The organism is Parafrankia sp. EUN1f, from assembly GCF_000177675.1.
GTDB lineage: Bacteria > Actinomycetota > Actinomycetes > Frankiales > Frankiaceae > Parafrankia.
This window is the reverse complement of record NZ_ADGX01000114.1, coordinates 1-21067: the sequence shown is the minus strand read 5'-3', so window position 1 is coordinate 21067 and position 21067 is coordinate 1. Positions and strand designations below refer to the sequence as shown.

17 protein-coding genes and 1 pseudogene are annotated in these 21067 nt (G+C 71.9%); 6 read left to right on the top strand and 12 right to left on the bottom strand.

Annotated elements, in window-relative coordinates:
- Position 1: 1 nt before the first annotated feature.
- Positions 2–1300, top strand: coding sequence for an NAD(P)/FAD-dependent oxidoreductase (locus tag FREUN1FDRAFT_RS27265; protein WP_006543504.1), 1299 nt, complete (start codon positions 2–4; stop codon positions 1298–1300).
- A 243-nt stretch (positions 1301–1543) separates the two neighbouring features.
- Here the strand turns inward: FREUN1FDRAFT_RS27265 and mdh are convergent, their stop codons facing one another.
- The gene (gene mdh / locus FREUN1FDRAFT_RS27260; protein ID WP_006543503.1) at positions 1544–2476 is read right to left on the bottom strand and encodes a malate dehydrogenase; all 933 of its coding nucleotides are present in this window, start codon (positions 2474–2476) and stop codon (positions 1544–1546) included.
- Positions 2477–2891: 415 nt separating this feature from the next.
- Complete coding sequence (locus FREUN1FDRAFT_RS43120; RefSeq protein ID WP_006543501.1) at positions 2892–3638, bottom strand: DUF3017 domain-containing protein; 747 nt, start codon at positions 3636–3638, stop codon at positions 2892–2894.
- A gap of 633 nt (positions 3639–4271) precedes the next feature.
- On the opposite strand from FREUN1FDRAFT_RS43120, the gene FREUN1FDRAFT_RS27245 reads away from it, so the two are divergent.
- Positions 4272–4592, top strand: a complete 321-nt coding sequence (locus FREUN1FDRAFT_RS27245; protein WP_006543500.1) for a hypothetical protein — start codon at positions 4272–4274, stop codon at positions 4590–4592.
- Between the two features lie 208 nt (positions 4593–4800).
- Here the strand turns inward: FREUN1FDRAFT_RS27245 and purH are convergent, their stop codons facing one another.
- The 3 genes and pseudogenes from purH to FREUN1FDRAFT_RS27230 form a co-directional block, all read right to left on the bottom strand.
- Positions 4801–6465, bottom strand: coding sequence for a bifunctional phosphoribosylaminoimidazolecarboxamide formyltransferase/IMP cyclohydrolase (purH, locus tag FREUN1FDRAFT_RS27240; protein WP_304412158.1), 1665 nt, complete (start codon positions 6463–6465; stop codon positions 4801–4803).
- A gap of 168 nt (positions 6466–6633) precedes the next feature.
- A pseudogene (purN, locus tag FREUN1FDRAFT_RS47760) lies at positions 6634–7185 on the bottom strand (phosphoribosylglycinamide formyltransferase); the annotation flags it as partial.
- A gap of 151 nt (positions 7186–7336) precedes the next feature.
- Positions 7337–8050, bottom strand: coding sequence for a helix-turn-helix domain-containing protein (locus tag FREUN1FDRAFT_RS27230; protein ID WP_006543498.1), 714 nt, complete (start codon positions 8048–8050; stop codon positions 7337–7339).
- Between the two features lie 204 nt (positions 8051–8254).
- Between FREUN1FDRAFT_RS27230 and FREUN1FDRAFT_RS42060 the strand changes: the two genes are divergently transcribed.
- Positions 8255–8764: a hypothetical protein gene (locus tag FREUN1FDRAFT_RS42060; RefSeq protein WP_006543497.1), complete on the top strand. Its 510-nt coding sequence runs from the start codon at positions 8255–8257 to the stop codon at positions 8762–8764.
- Here the strand turns inward: FREUN1FDRAFT_RS42060 and FREUN1FDRAFT_RS27220 are convergent.
- The 6 genes from FREUN1FDRAFT_RS27220 to FREUN1FDRAFT_RS27195 all read right to left on the bottom strand — a co-directional run bounded on the left by FREUN1FDRAFT_RS27220 (position 8665) and on the right by FREUN1FDRAFT_RS27195 (position 16337).
- Positions 8665–10077 carry a DUF6350 family protein gene (locus FREUN1FDRAFT_RS27220; RefSeq protein ID WP_006543496.1) on the bottom strand — a complete coding sequence of 471 codons (1413 nt, stop codon included), beginning with the start codon at positions 10075–10077 and terminating at the stop codon, positions 8665–8667. The two genes, FREUN1FDRAFT_RS42060 and FREUN1FDRAFT_RS27220, sit on opposite strands and share 100 nt — an antisense overlap.
- A 267-nt stretch (positions 10078–10344) precedes the next feature.
- On the bottom strand, positions 10345–10956 hold the full coding sequence (locus FREUN1FDRAFT_RS27215; RefSeq protein ID WP_006543495.1) for a hypothetical protein: 612 nt from the start codon (positions 10954–10956) through the stop codon (positions 10345–10347).
- A 72-nt stretch (positions 10957–11028) separates the two neighbouring features.
- On the bottom strand, positions 11029–11823 hold the full coding sequence (locus tag FREUN1FDRAFT_RS27210) for a DUF5336 domain-containing protein (protein ID WP_006543494.1): 795 nt from the start codon (positions 11821–11823) through the stop codon (positions 11029–11031).
- A gap of 219 nt (positions 11824–12042) precedes the next feature.
- A complete protein-coding gene (gene sucD / locus FREUN1FDRAFT_RS27205; RefSeq protein WP_006543493.1) occupies positions 12043–12915 on the bottom strand; it encodes a succinate--CoA ligase subunit alpha in 873 nt (290 codons plus the stop codon).
- Positions 12916–12937: 22 nt separating this feature from the next.
- Positions 12938–14104, bottom strand: a complete 1167-nt coding sequence (sucC, locus tag FREUN1FDRAFT_RS27200; protein ID WP_006543492.1) for an ADP-forming succinate--CoA ligase subunit beta — start codon at positions 14102–14104, stop codon at positions 12938–12940.
- Positions 14105–14558: 454 nt separating this feature from the next.
- On the bottom strand, positions 14559–16337 hold the full coding sequence (locus FREUN1FDRAFT_RS27195; protein WP_006543491.1) for a protein kinase: 1779 nt from the start codon (positions 16335–16337) through the stop codon (positions 14559–14561).
- Between the two features lie 284 nt (positions 16338–16621).
- Here FREUN1FDRAFT_RS27195 and FREUN1FDRAFT_RS27190 point away from each other — a divergent pair, with 284 nt between their 5' ends.
- The 3 genes from FREUN1FDRAFT_RS27190 to FREUN1FDRAFT_RS27180 all read left to right on the top strand — a co-directional run bounded on the left by FREUN1FDRAFT_RS27190 (position 16622) and on the right by FREUN1FDRAFT_RS27180 (position 20113).
- Entirely contained in the window at positions 16622–18169 is a 1548-nt protein-coding gene (locus tag FREUN1FDRAFT_RS27190; RefSeq protein WP_006543490.1) for a carboxyl transferase domain-containing protein, read from the top strand.
- 6 nt (positions 18170–18175) lie between these two features.
- On the top strand, positions 18176–19180 hold the full coding sequence (locus tag FREUN1FDRAFT_RS27185) for an alpha/beta fold hydrolase (RefSeq protein ID WP_006543489.1): 1005 nt from the start codon (positions 18176–18178) through the stop codon (positions 19178–19180).
- A gap of 75 nt (positions 19181–19255) precedes the next feature.
- On the top strand, positions 19256–20113 hold the full coding sequence (locus FREUN1FDRAFT_RS27180) for a M23 family metallopeptidase (protein WP_006543488.1): 858 nt from the start codon (positions 19256–19258) through the stop codon (positions 20111–20113).
- Positions 20114–20183: 70 nt separating this feature from the next.
- Here FREUN1FDRAFT_RS27180 and FREUN1FDRAFT_RS27175 read toward each other — a convergent pair.
- Positions 20184–21067: 3'-5' exonuclease (locus FREUN1FDRAFT_RS27175; RefSeq protein ID WP_006543487.1), on the bottom strand; the 884-nt coding region annotated here is incomplete at its 5' end.

The window sequence follows — 21067 nt, the reverse complement described above, 5'->3', positions numbered from 1 at the left end:
CATGTTCCACGAGCCTCGCCCGGCCAGCGCCCTCGTGCGGGCTGCCACACTGGCAGGCGTGCCTGTCCCAGCTCCCTCCCGCCCCTCCTCGCACACCAGCTCCGCAGGCGGGGTCCACGAACCGCCACTGGACCTGCTCGTCGTGGGCGGTGGGCCGGCCGGCAGCGCGGCGGCGCTGCGGGCACTGCAGCTGCGCCCCGACGCCCGGGTGATGATCATTGATGCAGCCGACTTCCCCCGCGACAAGACCTGCGGCGACGGAATCGCGCCGCACGGCCTGGACGTCCTGCGTGGGCTCGGCGTCACCGATGTGACCCGCGGGTACCGCCCGGTGGACCGCATGCGGCTGCGTACCCCGGGCGGTGCCGAGGTCGCGACACCGTCCGAACGGGCCACCCACGTGATCCCCCGGGAGGTGTTCGACGCCCGGCTCGTCGCCGCCGCGCGGGCTCGTGGTGCGCTGTTCACCCGCCGGCGGGTGCGGGCGCTGGAGGTCATACCGGCCGGCGGCCCCGGGAAGCCGGCAGTGGTCGCCCTCGACGGCGGTGCGTTGCGCGCCCGGGTGGTGATCGGTGCGGACGGCGCGAACTCGACGGTGCGCCGGGCGCTCGGCATCGGGCCGAACCCGCCCGAGGGGCTCGCCATCGCCGTCCGCGCCTACGCGGACGCGCCCAAGGAGGACCGCCCACCCGAGCAGCTCATCCACATGACGGACGAGGGCTGGCCGGCCTACGCCTGGTCGTTCCCCATCGGGGACGGCCGGGCCAACATCGGGTACGGCATGCTCCGCTCCCAGCTGCGGGACAGCGCCGGTACCCCGAAGGACGTCCTGCACGGCACCCTGGCCCGCCTGCTGCCGGACACACCGGCCTACGCCGGCACGCTGCGCGCGCACCACCTGCCGCTGTCCACGCATCGCCCCCGGCTGCCGGACGGGCCGGTGCTGCTCGCCGGCGACGCCGCGTCCCTCATCAACCCGCTCACGGGTGAGGGCATCTACTACGCGCTGCTGTCGGGATCACTCGCCGGCGGGGCCGCGATCACCGATCCGGGGCCGGCAGCGGGGCAGGTCTATCGGCGGGCACTGCACCGCGAGCTCGGCCGGCATCTTCGGCACACCACGCTGCTCGCCGATCTCGCCGGCCGGCACCGCCCTCTGATGGACGCGGCGGTGCGCTCCGCAAGTCGACGGACCGATCTCTACGACAGCCTCGTCGAGATCGGGCTCGGCAAGGGCACGATCCCGGCCGCCTCGCTGGCCCGGCTCGCTCTCCGCCGGGCCCTGCGCGGGCTGCGCTGACATCGCATCACACCGCACCGCCATCCACGCACCGCCATCCCGCCCAGGCCGTCCACGTGCTGCCGCGCGGCTCGCGGCGCGCGGGCACGCGCCGGCCGGGAAACGCCGGCCGGGAAACGCCGGCCGGGAAACGCCGGCCGGGAAACGCCGGCCGGCCGAAAAACGCCGGCCCACAGACCACGGGCTGTGGGCCGGCAGGGCAGTCAGTACGACAGGCCGGCGAAATAAAGGCTGGCGACTGGACTACAGGCTGGCGACGTCCGCCTGCTTGGCGCGCACGGCCTCGGCAGCCGTCTTCAGCGCGGCCAGCTCAGTGTCGGTGAGGTCGAGCTCGACGACCTTCTTCACGCCGCCGGCGCCGATCTCGGCCGGGACACCGAGGTACACGTCGGAGATGCCGAACTCGCCCTGCACCCAGGCACAGACGGGCATCACGACGCCGGAGTCCTCCGCGATGGCCTTCACCATGCGGGCCGCGGCCGCGGACGGGGCGTAGTAGGCCGACCCGGTCTTGAGCAGCGCGACAACCTCCGCGCCACCGTTACGGGTCCGGTCGACCAGCTCATCGATCTTCGCCGCCGGGAGAAGATCGCTCAGCGGCTTGCCGTCGACGGTGCACTGCGAGGGCACCGGGACCATCGTGTCGCCGTGCGAGCCCAGCGTCAGCGTCTTCACCGACGCGACCGGCACGTTCAGCGCCTCCGCGACGAAATCGGTGAACCGGGCGGTGTCGAGCATGCCCGCCTGGCCGATCACCCGCGAGCGCGGGAAGCCCAGGACGTTGGCGGCCAGCGCGGTCATCTCGTCGAGCGGGTTGGACACCACGACGACGACCGCGTCCGGCGACGTCTTCGCGATGCTCTCCGACACCTGACGGACGATTTTGGCGTTGACCTCGATGAGGTCCATCCGGCTCATGCCCGGCTTACGGGGCAGGCCGGCCGTGATCACGACCACGTCCGAACCGGCCGTGTCGGCATAGTCGTTGGTGCCGACGACCTTGGTCTCGAAGCCCTCGATCGACCGGGACTGGTTGAGGTCGAGCGCCTGGCCCTGCGGCTTGCCCTCGACGATGTCGATGATGACGACGGTGTCGAAGATGTTGTACTCAGCCAGTCGCTGCGCGGTCGTCGAACCGTAGAAACCGGCTCCTACGACAGTGACTTTTCCCGGCATTGGACTGATCAGCTCCCCAATATCGCGATGATCGCGGTAGCGATCGCGGCGGTGCCCACGGCGGGGTCGGTACGCGTCGGCGCGAAGGTCTCAGGTGACCGATCTGCCCCGGCTCCGATCGCCTCGGTGGCAGACTCGCCATGCCACCCGGGAGCGTCGGTCGGCTCGGGCCCGATGCCGCCGCCGAGTATCAGGGCTACCTGACGGTTCGCCATAGGCGCGGTTCGCCCCGCTTATCTGTGCACGGTTGTCTCCGATGACCTGCCGAGGCTATCGCGCGAGTCGCAGGTACGGCAGTGGACGGCGACGCGCGCCACGTCGCCGCGGGGTGACGACTGGTGGCCGCCGATGGGGCCCGCACCTGGTTACAGCCCGAACCGTGACCTCAGCTGCCACTTTCGGTGGCAGATCCGCCTCACCCACCGATGTGGGGGACCTCCAGAGTGAGGACGATCACAGCAAGGCCCAGTACAACGAGGGTGACAGTGTCGAAAAACCGCCCGCGGACAGCCAGCATGCCAACCTTGCGGGTTGGCAGGCACAGCCGAAGCGCACTGGCCACCAGCAGGACACCGCCGACGGTGAGCAGCCCGCGGCGCCAGTAGTCCTGGGTGACGAGCAGCAGGCCCAGTGTGACGCCGCCGAGAACGGCCACGAAGAGCACCTTGCCGAAACGGCCGTTGGATGGCGGTCCCGACGAGCGGGGGCCGCCCGACGGTCCCTCCGGCGCCTCGTGACGCCCGGCGCGGGGCGGCCCGCTCCGGTCCGGACGAGCAGGCGACGGACCGGCACCCGACAGACCGGAGCTGGCCGGACCGGGGCTGACTGGAGCAGGGCTTACTGGAGCGGCACCCGGCGGTCTCCGTTCCGGCCAGTCGGGCCGGCCGTGCCGTTCGCCGTGGCCGTCGCCCCCGGAGAGGTGGGGATCGTCGAAGGACGGCCCCGTCGGGAGTGGGGCGGCCCACCGGCCGCCCGGGTGCGGCTGGTCGAGATCCCGGCGGGCCGGCCAGCCGTCGGGCGGCGCCGCAGCCGGACCGGCCGCGGGCCGCGTGTCGGGGTAGGCAGCCGCCGGCGTCATCCACGCGGAACGCGGGCGCTCCGGGCGCTGCCCGATGTCCTCCCGCTGGGGCCGATCCCACGCGCCCAAGGCGCTGTCGGTCATCTGCTCCCGCCTCCCCGACCCACGCCAGACGTCGACGCCCTGCCCGGGGGCCCGCTACGCGCTCGGTCCGAGTGCACCGGTCCGGGCCTCCGCGCGACCTGACCCTCCGCGTCATCTGAGCCCACACAGTAGGCGCCCGCCGATCCGGCCGTGCAGGCAGCCACCCACCGGGCCGGGGATGAAGCCGCCGCGCGCTGGACCTTCGCCGGCTTCGTCAGCACGGGACCTTCACCAGGCCCGAGACCTCCACCGAACCGACCATTCGCAGCCGTGACCACCTCGGAGTGACTGAGGCCCGCGCACCAGGGCCATCCGGCCCCCTCCCGTCGTGCGATGGCTCCAGCGTGGTACCCAGTTCGTGTAACTCCGCTCGCATCGACATCAACCAGAACACAACGGAACCACACTCCGACGACGCACGCCCGGATCCTCTCCCATCCCGCGGATGGCGAGCACCAGGGCACTCTGCCCAGGGGACAGGCAGATCACGCGCCCCACAGCGGCAAACTGTGAGGACTACGGACGATCCCCCCATCTCACGCGGACACCAACGATATAGACCCCCCGAGTGCACACGTCGTGCGCGACTAGGGGAGACTCGCGCCGCGGTCCCCAATTGGTAGGGAGTTCGACGTGGCAGACGATTCGCCGCACAGCAAGAAGCTTCAGGAACTGATGTTTCGGGCGTGGGAGACCTTCGGCGACGCGCGCCATCTCGACAGCGATGACCGGGTCTTCGTGCAGGCGCTCGCGCGCCAGACCGCGGACCGCATCTCCGTCCTCTACGGGGCGAGCTGGCGAGAGGCGCTCGACTGGGTGGCGCAGCGGTACGTGCCGACCGCGGATGTTCCCGGCGGGGCGGCGACGACCGCCCAGTCGAACGGGTCCTCGAACGGCAGCCCGACGGTGACCCGCCGCGGGAGCGCCGCCGCCGAGGTCGGCTCCACCTCCTGAGCACCGCCCGGGCCGCGTTCGACCGGCCCGGGGCAGGGGCGTGCGGCACACGGCATTGAGGCCGGGCCGCTTCGAGGAGTGTGTGCCCGACGCCCGACGACTCCGTGCCAGCCTCGGCCGGGACAGCGGTGGCCGGCGTGGCAGGTGTGCAGGCCCAGGACCGATTCACCCGCCGCACCTGCCAGCCGCCCCCCGTGGAGCGGAGCCGTCAGTGCGCGAAGTGGCGCACCCCGGTGAAGTACAGGCTCACACCGGACTCCCGCGCCGCGGCGATCACAAGCTCGTCCCGGACTGAACCACCCGGCTCCACCACCGCGCGAACGCCCGCGTCGGCGAGGACCTGGAAGCCGTCCGGGAAGGGGAAGAACGCATCGCTGGCGGCCACCGAGCCCTTCGCCCGGTCGCCGGCGCGCGTCACCGCGAGGCGCGCGGCGTCGACCCTGTTGACCTGCCCCATCCCGACCCCGACGGTCGCCCCGTCCGCGGCGAGCAGGATCGCGTTCGACTTCACCGAGCGCACGGCGCGCCAGGCGAAGCCGAGGTCGGCGAGGGTGGCCTCGTCGACCGGTGCGCCGGCTTCCAGCGTCCACCCCGACGTGACGTCGCCGGCGGCGTCGAGCGCGTCCCGGGACTGCAGCAGCATGCCCCCACTGACCTGGCGCATCTCCACACCGCGCGGGTGGGCTGGCGGCGCGCACAGCAGCAGGCGGATCGACGGCTTGCGGGAGAGGATCTCCACCGCGCCGGGCTCGTAGTCGGGCGCGACCACGACCTCGGTGAAGATCTCCGCGATCTGCTCGGCCAGTTCCACGCTGACCGGGCGGTTCACCGCGATCACCCCGCCGAACGCCGACACCGGGTCGCAGGCGTGCGCCTTGCGGTGCGCCTGCGCGACCGTCGCCGCGACGGCGATGCCACACGGGTTCGCATGCTTGATGATCGCGACAGCCGGGTCCGCGAAGTCGAACACCGATCGCCAGGCGGCGTCGGTGTCCGTGTAGTTGTTGTAGGACATCGGCTTGCCGTGCAGCTGCTGCGCGGACGCGAGGCCGGTGCTGCCGTCCTCGCCCACGTACAGCGCGGCCCGCTGGTGCGGGTTCTCGCCGTACCGCAGGACGCTGGTGCGATGCCACTGCGCGGCCAGCACGTCGGGCCAGCCGCTCTCCTTCGCCGTCTCGTCGGGGGCCAGCACACTGGCGAACCAGGAGGCCACCGCGGCGTCATAGGACGCGGTGTGCGCGAACGCGCGGGCGGCCAGCCGCCGCCGGGCGGGCAGGTCGTAGCCGGAGCCCCGGACCGCGGCGGCCAGGTCTCCGTAGTCGCCCGGCGACACCACCACGGCGACGGACGCGTGGTTCTTCGCCGCCGCGCGCAGCATCGCCGGCCCACCGATGTCGATCTGCTCGATCGCCTCGTCCTCGGTCGCCCCGGAGGCGACCGTCTCCCGGAACGGGTAGAGGTTGACCACCAGCAGGTCGAACGGCTCGATGTCGAGCTCCGCCAGGACCGCCGCGTGCTCGGCGTTGCGCAGGTCCGCGAGCAGACCGGCGTGCACGCGGGGATGCAGCGTCTTGACCCGGCCGCCGAGAACCTCCGGGAAGCCGGTCACCGTGCTCACCGGCGTCACCGCGACGCCGAACCTGGCCAGCGCGTCGGCCGTCGACCCGGTCGACACCACCTCCACACCGGCGTCGACGAAGGCGGCGGCCAGCTCCTCCAGCCCGCTCTTGTCGTAGACGCTCACGAGCGCACGCCGCAGGCGACGGTGCCCGGTCGCCACCACCTCGCTCGAGGTCTCGGCCTGCCCGTTGCCCGAGGCGGTCGCCGCGCTGGTGCCGCCCTCACCGATCTCCGTAGTCGACGCCACCGACATGAGCCCTCCTGAACCTTCCACAACGCCTCCGTTGGCATGAACTTCCACCGCTGCGACCTCGTCCCCCGCCACCGGACGCGCCGCCCCCGGACGCGCCGCGGGTGCGCCCGCGCCTCCCAGTGCGGACGTACCCGCCGGCCTGCCCTCCCATGAGAGCTCACCGCGGACGAAACGGCCGATGGTGTCGACAAAGAGGCCACGCTCCACGGCCTGGATGCGTGACCTCAGCGCGTCCTCGTCGTCGCCCGGACGCACCGGGACCGACGCCTGAGCGATCACCGGCCCGGTGTCGACTCCCTCATCCACCCAGTGCACCGTCACGCCGCTGGTCTGCACACCGGCGGCGAGTGCGTCCCGGATCGCGTGGGCGCCCGGGAACGCGGGCAGCAGCGACGGATGCGTGTTCACGGTGGGAAAGCGCCGGATCACCTGCGCGCCGAGGATCTTCATGTAGCCGGCGAGAACCAGCAGATCCGGCTCGTACCGCGCGATGCTGGCCGCGGTGAGCTCGTTGAACGCGCCGCGGTCGGCGCAGTCCTCGAGCCGCACCGTGAACACCGGCACACCGGCGGACTCGGCCCTGCGCTGCGCGACGGTGCCCACCCGGTCCGTCCCGACGGCCACGACCTGCGCACCGAAGGCCTGGTCCGCACAGGCGTCCAGGACTGCCTGCAGGGTGGTGCCGGCCCCCGAGGCAAGGACGACTAGACGAGCGGGCACAGACCCCTCCGTGAACTGGTCGGCCGGCCGACGTCGACCGGCCGGGAGCTCGGAAATCCGCGGGCGATGGCCAGCGACGACGGTCCGAATCTACTTTCTCGGTGCTCCAGACACGCCGGACCTGCACGGAACGCACCGGGCCGGCCGCCGGTCAGGCGGCCTGGCTGCCCCAGCCAGCATCCTCGGGGCCGCTCTGATGCACCATCACCACTGTTGGCGCGCGCACCCAGTCCACGTTCTGATCCGGGCCGTCACAGCCCCCGAACGACTCGCGCCGCCGCTCGGGCCCCGCTCCGGGCACCTCACCACCCGCTTCGTCGCCACCCGCCCCACTGCCGGCAACCCCGTCGCCAGCCGCCCCGCCGCCGGCAGTCCCGCCGCCGGCAGTCCCGCCGCCGGCAACCCCGTCGCCAGCCGCCCCGTCGCGACAGTCGGAGAAGGCCCCGCCGGCCTCGTGCCGATACCTGCTCACGCCTCGGCCTGAAGGCTCGGCCGCCGGCGCACGCCCCGGCTTGGTCTCCAGATCGTCGCAGTCCATCCCGTCCAGAAGATCACCTGGCCGGCAGTGGTAGAGCTCGGCCAGCCGGGCCAACGTCCGCGCGGAAGGCTCCCGCCCACCCCGGCCCGGCCACACCTCCCAGTACGAGATCGCTTTTCCGGTCTTGACGACGGATCCCGCCCCCGACCAGCGTTCGTTCCACTGGTGAGCGACCTCCTCCTGGGTCCACCCGTGGGCGAGGCGGTATGCGACACGGGCGTTTACACGATGGCGCAGCCGTAGCTCCGCCGCGATCCGGCGGTAGCTCCAGCCGAGGTCACGCAGCCGGGCCGACTCGGCCCGCAGCGCCTTCGAGGGACGGGGCATGGGACCTCCCGACGTCGATGAACCGGGCGGGACCGTACCGGAATGGGCCGACATTTCCCGCCAGCCCGGTTCACGTGCCCACGACTCCTACGATGTCGTCCAGGCGCGTGGCGGGAACCGCCGGAGCAGACGACGGCGGAGCTGCCGGGCGACCGTGCGCGCGCAGCGATGCCAGACGCGCCGAGACGGAGAGACGGAGAGACGGTGTCCGAGCGGCCTGATCACGACCCTGCCTCCGCGCCGGGCTCCGGCCCGCGGTGGGCGGGCCACCACGAGACACAGCCCGCGTACCCCGACCGGCTCACCGCCCGCTTCATCCGCCGCGGCGACGCCACCGGCCAGGCGTCGCCACCCGGCCGCCGCGCCGGGCGAGTGGCCGTTGCCCTCGGCGCGCTGGCCCTGGTCACCAGCCTCGCGGTCGTCGGCGGCGTGGTAGGCATCGCGGCCATCGTGGTCGGGATGCGGGCCCGGGCTGAGGCCCGCCGGGGCGGTGCCGGTGGTGGGGCGGGCACCGTAGGGCTCGGGCTCGGCGCGCTCTCGCTGCTCATCGCCTTCACCATCGCCAGCGGCATGTGGGTCTTCTACGAACGGCATGGCGACGACCTGCACCATTATCAGGAATGTCGGCGGGTGGCCCGTTCCGACGCCGAGCTCGAGGACTGCAGCCGCCGCTTCAGTGAGGCGGTCCGGACCGACCCGACCTCGAAGGGCTGACCGGCCCGCCGCGACGCCAGCTCCGCGACGCCGGACACCACGACAGCCACCGCCGCGAGCTCCGCCGCCGCCGCCAGACCCACCAGCCACCCGGAGGGCCCGAACCTCGCGGACCCACTGCCCAGCCGGCCCGCGGACAACTGCGTGACGACCATCAGCAGCAGCCCGCCCACACCCGCGGCCACGAGGGTGGTCCGCAGCCGATCACGGTGGGGAGTCCCGACCATCCCGCGCCGCACCGACAGGGCGAGCATCGTCCCCGCGATCAAGGGAACCACCGCCAGCACCAGCCATCCAGGACGCGGCAGCGGACCGGGCGGCAGCGCGGCGAACACCGGCAGATCCGGGAACAGCGCCGACTGCACCTCGGCGGGCCGCACGAAACCGCCACCGACGGCGAAGCCGGGCCCCAGCGTGTAGGCCAGCGCCCACAGGACGAGATTCGGCAGGATCGCGAGCTGGATGGCCGCGAGGCCCACTCCGCCGACGACTCCCGCGCCGAGTCCGCGATCTGTCGCCGCGATCTCGGGCAGCGTGGCGGCCAGGACCAGCGCCACCCCGAACGCCGCCGCGGCAAGCATCGAGGTGAACGCGGTCAACGCGGCCGTGGCGGGCACCCGCACCGAAGCGGGCAGTGCCCGCCAGGCCGAACGCAGCGCCCCATAGCCGGACAGCACGCCGATCACCGCTCCCGACAGGCTGAACGCCAGCGCTCCGACAACCACGGTGAAGACGTCCGGCCGCGCCGCCGGTGTGGACACGATCAGCGCGATCACCAGTACGAAGACAGTCTGCGTACCCGCCACGAGGGTCACATCACGGATCACGGCTCTCCAGGGCGGCGGTATCTCGGCCCGGGACAACCGCCCCGTCTGCGCCGGCCCCCCTGGCTGCGCCGGCTGCCCTGGCTGTGCCTGCTCCCCTGGCTGCCCCGACTGTTCCGGCCGGGGACCCCGCGGACGCCTGCCACGAGCCGATGCCGGCAGCCGCTCGACGTTGCCAGCCGCCCGCCGGTGACCCGCCGTCGTCGCCGCGAGCAGCGGTAGCACGGCCAGGCCCACCGGGAGAAAATCGACCGATCCGGCCGGGAGATGGATCGTGGCGCCATGGGCGAGCAGCCAGAGGTCAGCGCCGACCCGGGCGGCATCGTCCGGACCGGCTGCCGAGCTGGTGTCCGTCCCCCACACGACGAGCACGATGAACTGGATGACGACCAGCCCCGCGGCGCTGGTCGCGACAGCGCTCACGACGGGCCGTCCGAGGCGCGCCCAGAGTGCCGTGAGTGGCCCCGGGGCAATCCGTTCGTCGACCACGTGAGCTCCGGCCCGGTCTCCCGGGCTCACCCCGGTGGCAGTGCCGGAGTTCTGCACGGGAGTACCCACGCCGGCAGACTTGCACGGGCGGAGGACCACTTCCGGGACAACACGCCGAGATATCCAAGAACGACCCACGTCGGTAACAGGACACGCAGTAGGCACGCGCCCAACTCGGCAGCTCGGTAGGGTCCTTTTCCGCGCCAGCCCCACCCAGGTGCCCTGAAGCGGACGTCGCGCGTGGATAGGCCCGCGCCGGCCCGGAGGTCAGCCGCCCGTGCGCAGGGCCGCCCCGAACCCCGATCGCCGCGACGCCCACGCGCAGGCGGCCAGCTCGATCAAAGTGCCGATGAGCGCGAGGTAGAGACCGGCCCCGGGTACGGCAGGCATCACCGGCCCGCTACGGGGCCAGGGCAGGAGAACACCCGCTTCCGCGGCCCGCCCGGGACCGGGCAGGGCTGGATCGGTGAACGACGGGGCCATCAGCCATCCGGCCAGCACCGCGAGCACGGCCGCACCCGCCACCGCGACGGACACACCGATGGTCAGCCGCGGCGGGCGTAGCCGCCGCCCCACCCCGGGCCACACCACCCGCGACCATGCCGCTCGGAGCGCCACCAGGCGTGCGAACGCCGGCCGGGCCAACGGGAACCACCGGACGACGAGCGGCAGGACGACCGCGAACATCAGACCGAGGCCGAGCACGAACACCGCCGCGGCCACCGGTCCGAGTGACCAGCAGGACGCGGCCGAGCGGTAGGAGCTGTCGGCCGGGGTGAACCAGGGCAGGAAACCGGAGACGAGTACAAGGAGCCCACCGGTCAGAATTCCGGCCCCGGCCGAATCCGGGGTGGGCCGGTCCCCCACTGGCGTCGCCACTGGCCTCACCTTGCTGTCAGATCCACGTACCGGTGGGCGCCGCCGGATGCGAGCGGCGCCCCAAAGGTCGAACTACTGGCCCGCCGGCGGCTGACCATAGCCCTGCGGCGGCTGCTGGCCATACCCGCCACCGGTCGGCGGCTGGCCGTAACCGGGCTGCTGGCCGTAGCCCTGCGGCGGCTGCTGGCCATAGCCGGGCTGCTGACCGTAGCCCTGCGGGGGCTGGCCATAGCCCTGCGGCGGCTGCTGGCCATAGCCCTGCGGCGGCTGCCCGTAGCCCTGCGGGGGCTGCTGACCGTAGCCCTGCGGGGGCTGACCATAGCCCTGCGGCGGCTGCTGGCCGTACGGCTGGCCGTACGGCGGCTGGCCCTGCCCCGGCCAGTTGGTCGGCGGAGCCGGCGGGCTGCCCGCGACGCCGGTACCCGCCCGCAGGTTCAGCACGTTGAACACCGTCTGGGCGATGGCCGCGATGAGCGCGAGGAAAAGACCGAACGAGGCACCGCCGTCGATGCCGCTCGGGATGTCCGGGTAGGCGAGCCAGCGGATGAGGATCAACAGTACCGACAGCCCCGAAGCACCCGCCAGGACGATCGGCAGCGGCAGCGGCAGCGACGGCAGCCGGACGTTCCCGAAGGTCAGGGCCGCGGTGAGACCGGCGACCGCGAGCAGCAGGAGGATGGCCAGCCAGCCCCAGAAATAGCCGCCGAGATCCGTGCTCCACCCGTTGGCGCTATTGGAATACGAGGTGCCGTAGTAGGTGCTCTTGATGGAGAACCAGGGCACGAAACTGAAGATGAACGCTACGGCGCCGGCGCCGATGACCCCGACGTCGTTGGTCGCGACACTACGACCACCGATCTGTACCACGACTGAAATCCCCACTTCGTCTGGTCGGTCGGTCAGGTGGGCCGACCATCATCCCACGGCCCATCCTGACCACAGCAGGAGTCTCGCAGCAAGACCGCGAGACGGAAAGCGTTCGCGTTCGTTCGCGTCCGCGCCCCGCCCCCGGCGACCGGAAACTCCTTCGACCGCCCAGACGCGGGGGTCTCCCCCGTGGTGGAAGAAGACCCCCCGCGAACAGTGCTACAACGACCGCATGATGTCAGCCATCAGCCGCGCGGTTTCGCTCGGGGTCTTGCCGACGCGCACGCCGGCCTTCTCCAGAGCTTCCTTCTTCGCCTGTGCGGTGCCTGAGGAGCCGGAGACGATGGCCCCGGCGTGACCCATGGTCTTGCCCTCCGGCGCGGTGAAACCGGCGACGTAGCCGACCACGGGCTTCGTCACGTGCGCCTCGATGTGCGCCGCGGCGCGCTCCTCGGCGTCGCCACCGATCTCGCCGATCATGACGATCGCGTCGGTGCCGGGGTCGGCCTGGAACGCGTCGAGCGCGTCAATGTGTGTCGTACCGATGACAGGGTCACCACCGATACCGACGCAGGTGCTGAAACCGAACTCGCGCAGCTCGTACATCATCTGGTAAGTCAGCGTGCCGCTCTTACTGACAAGACCGATCCGCCCACCAGGAGTGATGTCGGCGGGGATGATGCCGGCGTTCGAGACGCCAGGGCTGGCGATTCCCGGGCAGTTCGGCCCAATGATCCGCGTCGTGCCCTTTGACTTCGAGTACGCGAAGAACTCGGTGGTGTCGTGGACCGGGACACCCTCGGTGATCACCACGGCCAGCGGGATCGCGGCGTCAACGGCCTCGATCGCGGCGTCCTTGGTGAACTTCGGCGGAACGAAGATCACGGATACGTTCGCGCCGGTCTCGGCCATGGCATCCGCCACGGAGCCGAAGACCGGTACGCCCTCGACCTGCTGCCCCACCTTGCGCGCGTTCACACCGGCGACGACCTTCGCGCCCGATGCGAGCATCCGCCGGGTGTGCTTGCTGCCCTCGCCGCCGGTGATGCCCTGCACCACGATGCGGCTGTTCTCGTCGAGCCAGATAGCCATCGGTTATGTCCTCCGACCCAGGTCAGGCCGCGGCCGCGGCGAGCTCGGCGGCGAGCTTCGCCGCGCCGTCCATCGTGTCCACCGGCTTGACCACCGAAAGGTTGGCCTCCTTCAGAATCCGGCGGCCCTCCTCGGCGTTGTTGCCGTCGAGGCGCACGACCAGCGGGGTCGTGACGTTCCCGACGATGTCGAGCGCCTGGATGATGCCGTTGGCGACGGCGTCGCAGGCGGTGATCCCACCGAAGATGTTGACGAAGACGCTCTTGACGGACGGGTCGCCCAGGATGATCGACAGGCCGTTCGCCATGACCTCGGCGGAGGCGCCACCACCGATGTCGAGGAAGTTCGCCGGCTTCTGGCCGCCGAACTCCTCACCGGCGTAGGTCACGACGTCCAGCGTCGACATGACGAGGCCGGCACCGTTGCCGATGATCCCGACCTGGCCCTCGAGCTTGACGTAGTTGAGGCCCTTCTCCTTGGCCTTCTGCTCCAGCGGGTCGACCGCGGCGACGTCGACGAGGTCGGCGTTCTCCGGGTGCCGGAAGTCCGCGTTCTCGTCCAGGGTGACCTTGCCGTCGAGCGCGACGACGCGACCGTCACCGGTGAGGATGAGCGGGTTGACCTCGACCAGGGTGGCGTCGGACTTGACGAACACCTTCCACAGCTTCGCCAGCAGCGTGCTCGCGCCGTCGAGAGCGGCGTCGGGCAGCTTGGCCGCGACCGCGATCTCGCGGGCCTTCGCGGCGTCGACACCGGTCAGCGGGTCGATGTGGATCCGGGCCAGGGCGGCCGGGTTGGTCGCCGCCACCTCCTCGATCTCCATGCCGCCCTCACGGGAGGCCATGGCCAGGAAGGTGCGGTTGGCGCGGTCAAGGAGGAAGGAGGCGTAGTACTCCTCCGCGATGTCGCTCGCCTCTTCGACGAGGACGGAGTGGACCGTGTGGCCCTTGATGTCCATCCCCAGGATGGCCGACGCCTTCTCGTAGGCGTCCTCCGGGCCGTCGGCGACCTTCACACCGCCGGCCTTGCCGCGACCTCCGGTCTTGACCTGAGCCTTGACGACCACCTTGCCGCCGAGCTCGGTCGCGATCTCACGTGCTTGTTGAGGGGTTGTGGCAACCTTCCCGGTTGGTACCGGTACGCCATGTTCGGCGAAAAGCTTCTTCGCCTGGTATTCGAAGAGATCCACGGTCCGTCCAGTCGGATGCGGTCGGTCAGGGGATGCACAGAACGCCTGCGAGCCTACTGACGAGGCCCCTCCGACGCTCGACCCTCGGCCGTGACCCTGAGTTGATCCCGGTCACCTCCGGACCGACGCTGGGCCACGACCGACCTCGTCGCGCTGCGCGGTCGCCGCGGCGGATGACAGCGCTTTCGTGGCGGTGGTCGGCCGCGCAGAACCGCCGTCAGGCAGGCATGATCCTGCGCTATTCGAGCCCGTGGCGGCCGCCGGCACCGGCAACCGAAGGGACGCCACGCAGCAGTGCGCCTCGTGGCGGACAGTGACCGCCCTTGGACGTGCGCGAAGCGCTGATGGTCTCACACCCCCCAGCCGGACTCAGGTATGTCCGATCTCACACAACTAAACCGAGCGCTGATCAGCCCACGGACGAGATGAACGCCACCAGCGCGCTCGTGGCTTCTCAGAAAATCGCCCGAACCAGAGCGCCGACCACCACGGTGGCGGCGATACCGAGGCAGCCCAGGCCGATGCCCACCGTGGCCGCGAGAGATCCCCGCTGACGCCGGCGGCGAAGCTGCCATCGGGCGACGAGGCCCAGCACCACCGCGGCGACACTGCCCACCCCGAAGATCCACAGAATGCCCAGCGCGAGGGAGAGCAACGCGCAGAGGTTCCACTGCTCAAGCAGCCCTGCCAGCATCAGCCGCACTCCGGCGGGACGCGCGGCCGCAGCCCCCGGGGACGCACCAGCCGGCGGGTAGGCGGCCCCGGGCGATGCCGGGGGACGCGATTCCGGGGGACGCGATTCCGGGGGAAATGCCCCCGTGCCCCTCGCCGCGGGCCACGATCGTGGATCCGGTGGTGCTCCCGGAGGCATCGGGTCAGCCGGGCGAAAGGTGGGATCGGCCGACCCCTGGGAGTTCGGCGCACCGGTACGAGCCGCTTCCCAGCGCTCGCGCGTGCCATCGGCGCCCGAGCCAGCCCAGGCCGGCGGCGCGGCCAGGGGACTGGACACCTGCGGCTTCCGCGGCACCGGTTGCACGGGCTGTTTGGGCTGCACCGGCTGTTTGGGCTGCACCGGCTGTATGGGCTGCCCCGGCTGTATGGGCTGCACCGGCGGTACGGGCTGCACCGGATGGCCTGGCGGAGCCGGCCGTGCCGGGGTGCCCGGCACGCTCGGACCTCGCCGGGCCACCCCCGGGCCGGACGTCGCACGGAAGGCCGACGCCGGCGGCGGAGGGCCGAACGGGCCGGGCCCCTGCGGCGACGATCCCGCCGGCGAGCCACCGGTCACCGGGCGTTCCGCCCGACGATGCTCGCCGCCCGGCCGCGGTGGCGTCGGCGCCTCCGGGATGCCGAATGCCGGGGACGGGCCGGTCCAGGTCTGCTCCAGGATCGATCCGGCCGCCCGGTCGGCCTCGGCCACGCCACGGACCTCGTGCCCGACGAGTGCGGCGAGCAGGCTCGCTGGAACAGGCCTGTCCCGCGCCTCCTTGGACAGCGCCCGGCCGACCAGCTCGCGGAGGTACCCCGGCAGTCCGTCGAGGTCGGGATCGTCACGCTGAACGCGCTGCGCCAGCAGGTCGGGGGCGTCGGCGTGGAACGGATGGCGCCCCGTCGCCGCGTAGGTCACGCAGCTTGCCCAGGCGAAGACGTCCGCGGGTGTTCCGGCCGACTCGCCGCGCATCTGTTCGGGCGCCATCCAGGCCAGGGTGCCGATGACATGGCCGCTCCTGGTCAGGGTGGCGCTGTCGGTGAGCTGGGCGATACCGAAGTCGATGACCTTGGGGCCGTCCCAGGCGAGCAGGATGTTCGAGGGCTTCAGGTCCCGGTGGACGACGCCCGCCGCGTGGATCGCCACCAGCGCGTCGGCGAGGCCGACCGCGAGACCACGGACCAGATGGGGTTCCAGCCGGCCGCGCCGACGGACCGCGTCGGCCAGATTCACGCCTTCGACGTACTCCGTCACCATCCACGGCTGTGACGCGGTCGTGTCCGCGTCGAGCACGCTGGCCACCGCGCCACCGCGGACCCGCAGCGCGGCCCGCACCTCCCGCTCGAAGCGGGACCGGAACTCCTCGTCCTCTGACAGCTCGGCGGCCGCGACCTTCACGGCGACCGGTTCGGAAGCGGGCGTGAAGCCCAGGTAGACAGTCCCCATGCCGCCGGCGCCGATCCGGTTGTGAAGCCGGTACCGACCGACCTGCCGCGGGTCTTCCTCCGTCAGCGGTGTGAGCATGACTCCCCTCTACCTGGCCCTGTATCCGGCCGTTGTCCGGCCTGCGCGATGTGACCGCTCCAGGAGCAGAGCAGACCAGACTATTCCGAACCATATGACGCTCGACGACGCGGTCCGCGACTAGCAGCGACAATCTCGTCCGCCGGGCGCCGAGGATCCAGAAGGCTCACCGAGGGGCCCACTCCGGACGACCCAGCACGGCCCCGGGGCAGCACGGGTGTGGGCGAGAGCGATCCCACACGTCAGCGCGCCGCCGGCCCCCGCCCCGGTGAAGATCTGTGGTTATGGCGCGACGCGAGACGACCACGCCGGCCCGGGACTGGCGGCATGACCTGCTGGCCGACGTGGTCCGCCAGCCGGGTGGCCCGGCGGCGCCCAACCGCCTGGGCTGGCCGGACTACGACGGCCGCCCGGCGCTGTGGTGGGGCACCGGCCCCGTCGAGGGCGTACCGGCCGTTGTCGCGGTCTGGGACTTCACCATCCACGGCGGCAGCTTCGGCGAGGCGGACGCGACCGCGTTCACCGCGGCGGTGAACGCGGCCATCGCGGGCCGCCGACCGCTCGTGTCGCTCGTGCGAAGTGGCGGAACCCGACTGCAGGAAGGCGTCGCCGGCCTGGTCGGCCTGGCCCGGGTGTCCATCGCGCTCGGCCATCTGGCCGCGGCGGGTCTCGGGCACATCGCCGTCTCCGACCAGCCCACCACCGGCGGCATGTGGGTGACCGTCGGCTCCCAGGCCGATCTGCGCTGCGCGGTCCTCGGCGCGACCGTCGGCTTCTCCGGGCCCAGAGTCGTGGCGGCCGTGACCGGCGCGCTTCCGCCCAGCGACAGCCACACGGCACTGGCCGCCGCGGCCGCCGGTCTGGTGGACGCCGCCGTGGAGCCGTCGGCCGTGGCCAGCTGGCTCGGCCACGCACTGCGCGCGGTCGCGCCACCCGATCGGTCACCCGTCGGCCAGGCTCCCACCGATCAGACATCCACCGGCCAGACGTCCACCGATCTGACACCCACTGATCGGGTACCCGCCGATCGGGCACCCGCCGATCTGGCACCCGCCGATCTGGCACCCGCCGGCCGGGCACCGCTCGCCGGTGAGGCAACGGGCCCGCGCCGGAGCGGCTGGGAGCAGGTGCTGGCGGCGAGGGAGGGGCCGCGCCGACCCGCCGGCGTGATCCTGGCCGACCTGCTGGCGGCCGGCGTCGACCTGGTTGGGCCGGACCGGACGGTGCGGGCCCGGATCGGGCTGCTGCCCACGGGGCTCGCGGCCGTGGGAGTGGCGGTGGCCGCGCAGCGCGGTGGTGCGCCAGGGCCGGACGGCTACCGCCTGCTCTCGAGGGCGGCCGGTCTCGCGGGCAGGCTCAGCCTGCCGTTGCTGACCCTGGTTGACACCCCGGGTGCGGCCTGCGGACCGGCCTCCGAGGCCGCGGGAATCGCGCCCCAGATCGGCGCGGCCATGGCGGCGGTGCTCACCTGCCCCTCCCCGACCATCTCGATCATCGTCGGTGAGGGCGGCTCCGGCGGGGCACTCGCGGCGGCCTGTGCCGATGTCGTCCTGGTTTCGCCGGATGGGTACCTGACCGCATTGGCTCCCGAAGGTGCGGCCACGACCCTGCGCATCGACCTCGCGGCGGCGGCGGACAGCGCGGGGCTGCGGCCCGACGACCTGCTCGCCCTGGGTTTCGCCGATGCCGTCCTGGACCGCTGTGACGCTGACCTGCCCGGGCTGGCACTACGGGTCGCAGATCTTCTGTGCGACCTCACGCTTCGTGACGCGGATGTCCGCCTTGCGGCAAGGCATGACAAATGGTCGACAGGCTTGGTTGGCTTTCAGTAACGTCGTTTGCCCAACCTGCCACGAGGACAGGTCCTCACGAAGGGGACGGTCATCGACACCCGACTGTTCACCCGACTCGGGGCCACGCAGTTCGACGGTGTGAAGGGCCTCATGGTCGAGGCGGCCTGTATCGCCACGCACGCAGCCCTCTACCCGGCTGCCGTGGTCGGGCGGCGCCGTGACGACGGCCCCACCGACCGCTATCGCCTGGCGGACCTGACCCCGCTCCAACGCGGCCTGATCGTCGGCGATCCGGCAACTGCTGGGACGCCCGTTCTTCTCATCCACGGCCTGGTGGACAACCGGTCGGTGTTCGCGCGGCTTGAGCGTTCCCTGCGCCGCCGCGGATTCACCACCGTGACCTCGGTGGACGTGCCGTTGTTCGCGACCAGTGTCCAGGCCGCAGCCGTTGCGCTCGCGGCCGCGGTCGAGCAGGCCGTCCGGCGGCACGGGCACCCGGACGTGAACATCGTCGCCCATTCGCTCGGCGGCCTGGTGGCGCGCTACTACGTGCAGCGGCTCGGCGGGGACGAGTACGTGCGCACTCTGATCACGCTGGCGTCGCCCCACAACGGCACCCGGCTCGCCAGCCGCCTGCCGAGGGCGGTCGCCTACCGGGTGCTGGCCCAGCTGCGGCCGGGGTCCGCCCTGTTGCAGGAGCTCGCCGAACCGGCCCCGGGCCTGCGCACCAGGTTCGTCGCCGTCGCCGGCAGCCTGGACACGGTGGTGCGACCGGACGAGGCCAGGCTCAACCACCCCGATCTGCTCGCCGAGAACGTCCTGGTGGACGGCGTCGGGCACCACGGTCTTCCGTTCTGCGGCGCGGTGGCGCAGCTGACCACCCGTCTGCTCACCCCGGCTCAGCCGGCAACACCTGCGGCACCAGCACCCACGGCATCAGCAGCGGGAGCGCGGCCGGCAACGACGGCGACAGGTCTGACGACGGACCAGCCCGAAAGTGCTACATCTTTGCGGCTAGTTGGAACTATCTGCCAGAAAGAGACGGTGTAGCCTCCTCATCGGTTTAAGGGCCCTCCCACCCGACTGGTTCGTCCGACGGGTGCCTTGTGACCAGGGGAGTGCGTGTTGACACGACCGCCGTTCCCGAGATCCGAGCACGGAACGCACCTACGTCGGAACGCCTCAGTCACCGACGAGTGGGACGACTCCGCACCCGGAAGATCGGGTTTCGTCTCCGTGCAGCTGCGACGTACCGGCGCCGCCACCGCGGTTGTCTCGACCATCGGCCTCGTGCTCATCAATGCCACCGGCATCGCGCATTCCGAGACCGCGGCCCAGCACCAGCCGGGACGGACCGGCAGCACGCTGGCGGCGTCCGCCAGCGGAACATCAGCAGGCCAGTCCGGCACCGTGCAGGTCGTGTCCACGGCGGGCGCGGATGATCTGAGCGGGCCGATCGACACCGAGGTGTCCGACGACCAACGCCGGATGGCCGAGCTGCTCGAGGCGAAGGACCTGGTCGCCACCCGCGTGGCAGCCGCCGCGCTGGCCCAGCGCGACGCCGCGGCCGCCGCCGAGGCGGAACGGGTGGCGGCGGCACGTTGGGTTCGCCCGATCGAGGCCCGCGTCACCCAGGGATTCGGCGGCTCGAACCACCACATCGGCGTGGATTTCGGTGCTCCCCACGGAACGACCATCCACGCGGCGCACCGCGGGACGATCATCTACGCGGGCTGGGAGACCGGCTACGGAAACTTCGTGCAGATCATGCATGAGAACAACGTGGTGACCAGCTACGGCCACCTGTCACGCATCGACGTCCGGGTCGGCCAGGAGGTCGACACCGGCGAGCAGATCGGACTGGAGGGGAACACCGGGAAATCCACCGGCCCCCACCTGCACTTCGAGGTCCGCCTCAACGGGCAGTACGGGACGAAGGTCGACCCCCTCGCCTGGCTCGCGGGCCACGGGGTCACGTACTGAGCCGTGCGCCTGACCCCGCTGCCGCCCGCGCTGCGCGCGGCAGCGCGGGCGCGTGGCCCGAGGCCTCAGCTCAGAGCTTCTCCACCGGCGCGTACCGCAGCAGGAGATCCTTCGTCCCGGTGTCGGAGCCGAAGTCGATCTTGGCCTGGCGGGAGTCACCGACCCCGCTCGTCGCCACGACGACCCCGAGGCCGAACGTGTCGTGGGTGACCCGGTCGCCGGGATTCAGGTCGATGATCGGGCGAGCGGCCGGCCGGGAGCTTTTCGCCCCGAACGGGGAGTTCGCCGGCCTCGCACCGGCGCCACCGAAGCCGCCTGCCCCGCTCGAGCTCGAGCCCGCGAAGCGCCCGCTGTTGGTGGTCGGAGCCGGCTCGGGCAGCCGGCGCCATTCGACGAGCGCATCCGGAACCTCGCCGAGGAACCGGGAGGGCGGGTTGTAGGCCGGCTGCCCCCAGGCGCTGCGGACCTGGGCCCGGGTGAGGTACAGCCGTGCCCTGGCCCGGGTGACACCCACATACGCCAGCCGCCGTTCCTCCTCCAGCTCGGTCGGATCCCCGAGCGTGCGCAGGTGTGGGAAGACACCGTCCTCCAGCCCGGTGAGGAACACGACCGGGAACTCCAGACCCTTCGCGCTGTGCAGCGTCATCAGCGTGACGACGCCGTCGGAGCCGTCGTCGTCGGGGATCTGGTCCGCGTCCGCGACGAGCGAGACCTGCTCCAGGAACTCGGCCAGGCTGCCGTCGGGACGCCGTTCGGTGAACTCCTGGACCACCCCGACGAGCTCCCGCAGGTTCTCGACCCGCCCCTGGGCCTCGATGGTGTCCTCCGCGACGAGCTCGGAGAGATAGCCCGTCCGCTCCAGCACGGCCTCGATCACGGCCAGCGGGCCGCTCGGCAGCAGGTCACGCAGATCGCCCAGCAGCGCCACGAAGTCCCGGACCGACCGGGCCGATC

What these genes read in the sequence shown, in the direction of transcription:
- mdh (WP_006543503.1), bottom strand. Translation starts at nt 2,476, where the DNA reads ATGCCGGGAAAAGTCACTGTCGTAGGAGCCGGTTTCTACGGTTCGACG.
- FREUN1FDRAFT_RS43120 (WP_006543501.1), bottom strand. Translation starts at nt 3,638, where the DNA reads ATGACCGACAGCGCCTTGGGCGCGTGGGATCGGCCCCAGCGGGAGGAC.
- FREUN1FDRAFT_RS27190 (WP_006543490.1), top strand. Translation starts at nt 16,622, where the DNA reads ATGGCGCGACGCGAGACGACCACGCCGGCCCGGGACTGGCGGCATGAC.
- FREUN1FDRAFT_RS27195 (WP_006543491.1), bottom strand. Translation starts at nt 16,337, where the DNA reads ATGCTCACACCGCTGACGGAGGAAGACCCGCGGCAGGTCGGTCGGTAC.
- FREUN1FDRAFT_RS27265 (WP_006543504.1), top strand. Translation starts at nt 2, where the DNA reads ATGTTCCACGAGCCTCGCCCGGCCAGCGCCCTCGTGCGGGCTGCCACA.
- FREUN1FDRAFT_RS27230 (WP_006543498.1), bottom strand. Translation starts at nt 8,050, where the DNA reads ATGCCCCGTCCCTCGAAGGCGCTGCGGGCCGAGTCGGCCCGGCTGCGT.
- sucD (WP_006543493.1), bottom strand. Translation starts at nt 12,915, where the DNA reads ATGGCTATCTGGCTCGACGAGAACAGCCGCATCGTGGTGCAGGGCATC.
- purH (WP_304412158.1), bottom strand. Translation starts at nt 6,465, where the DNA reads ATGTCGGTGGCGTCGACTACGGAGATCGGTGAGGGCGGCACCAGCGCG.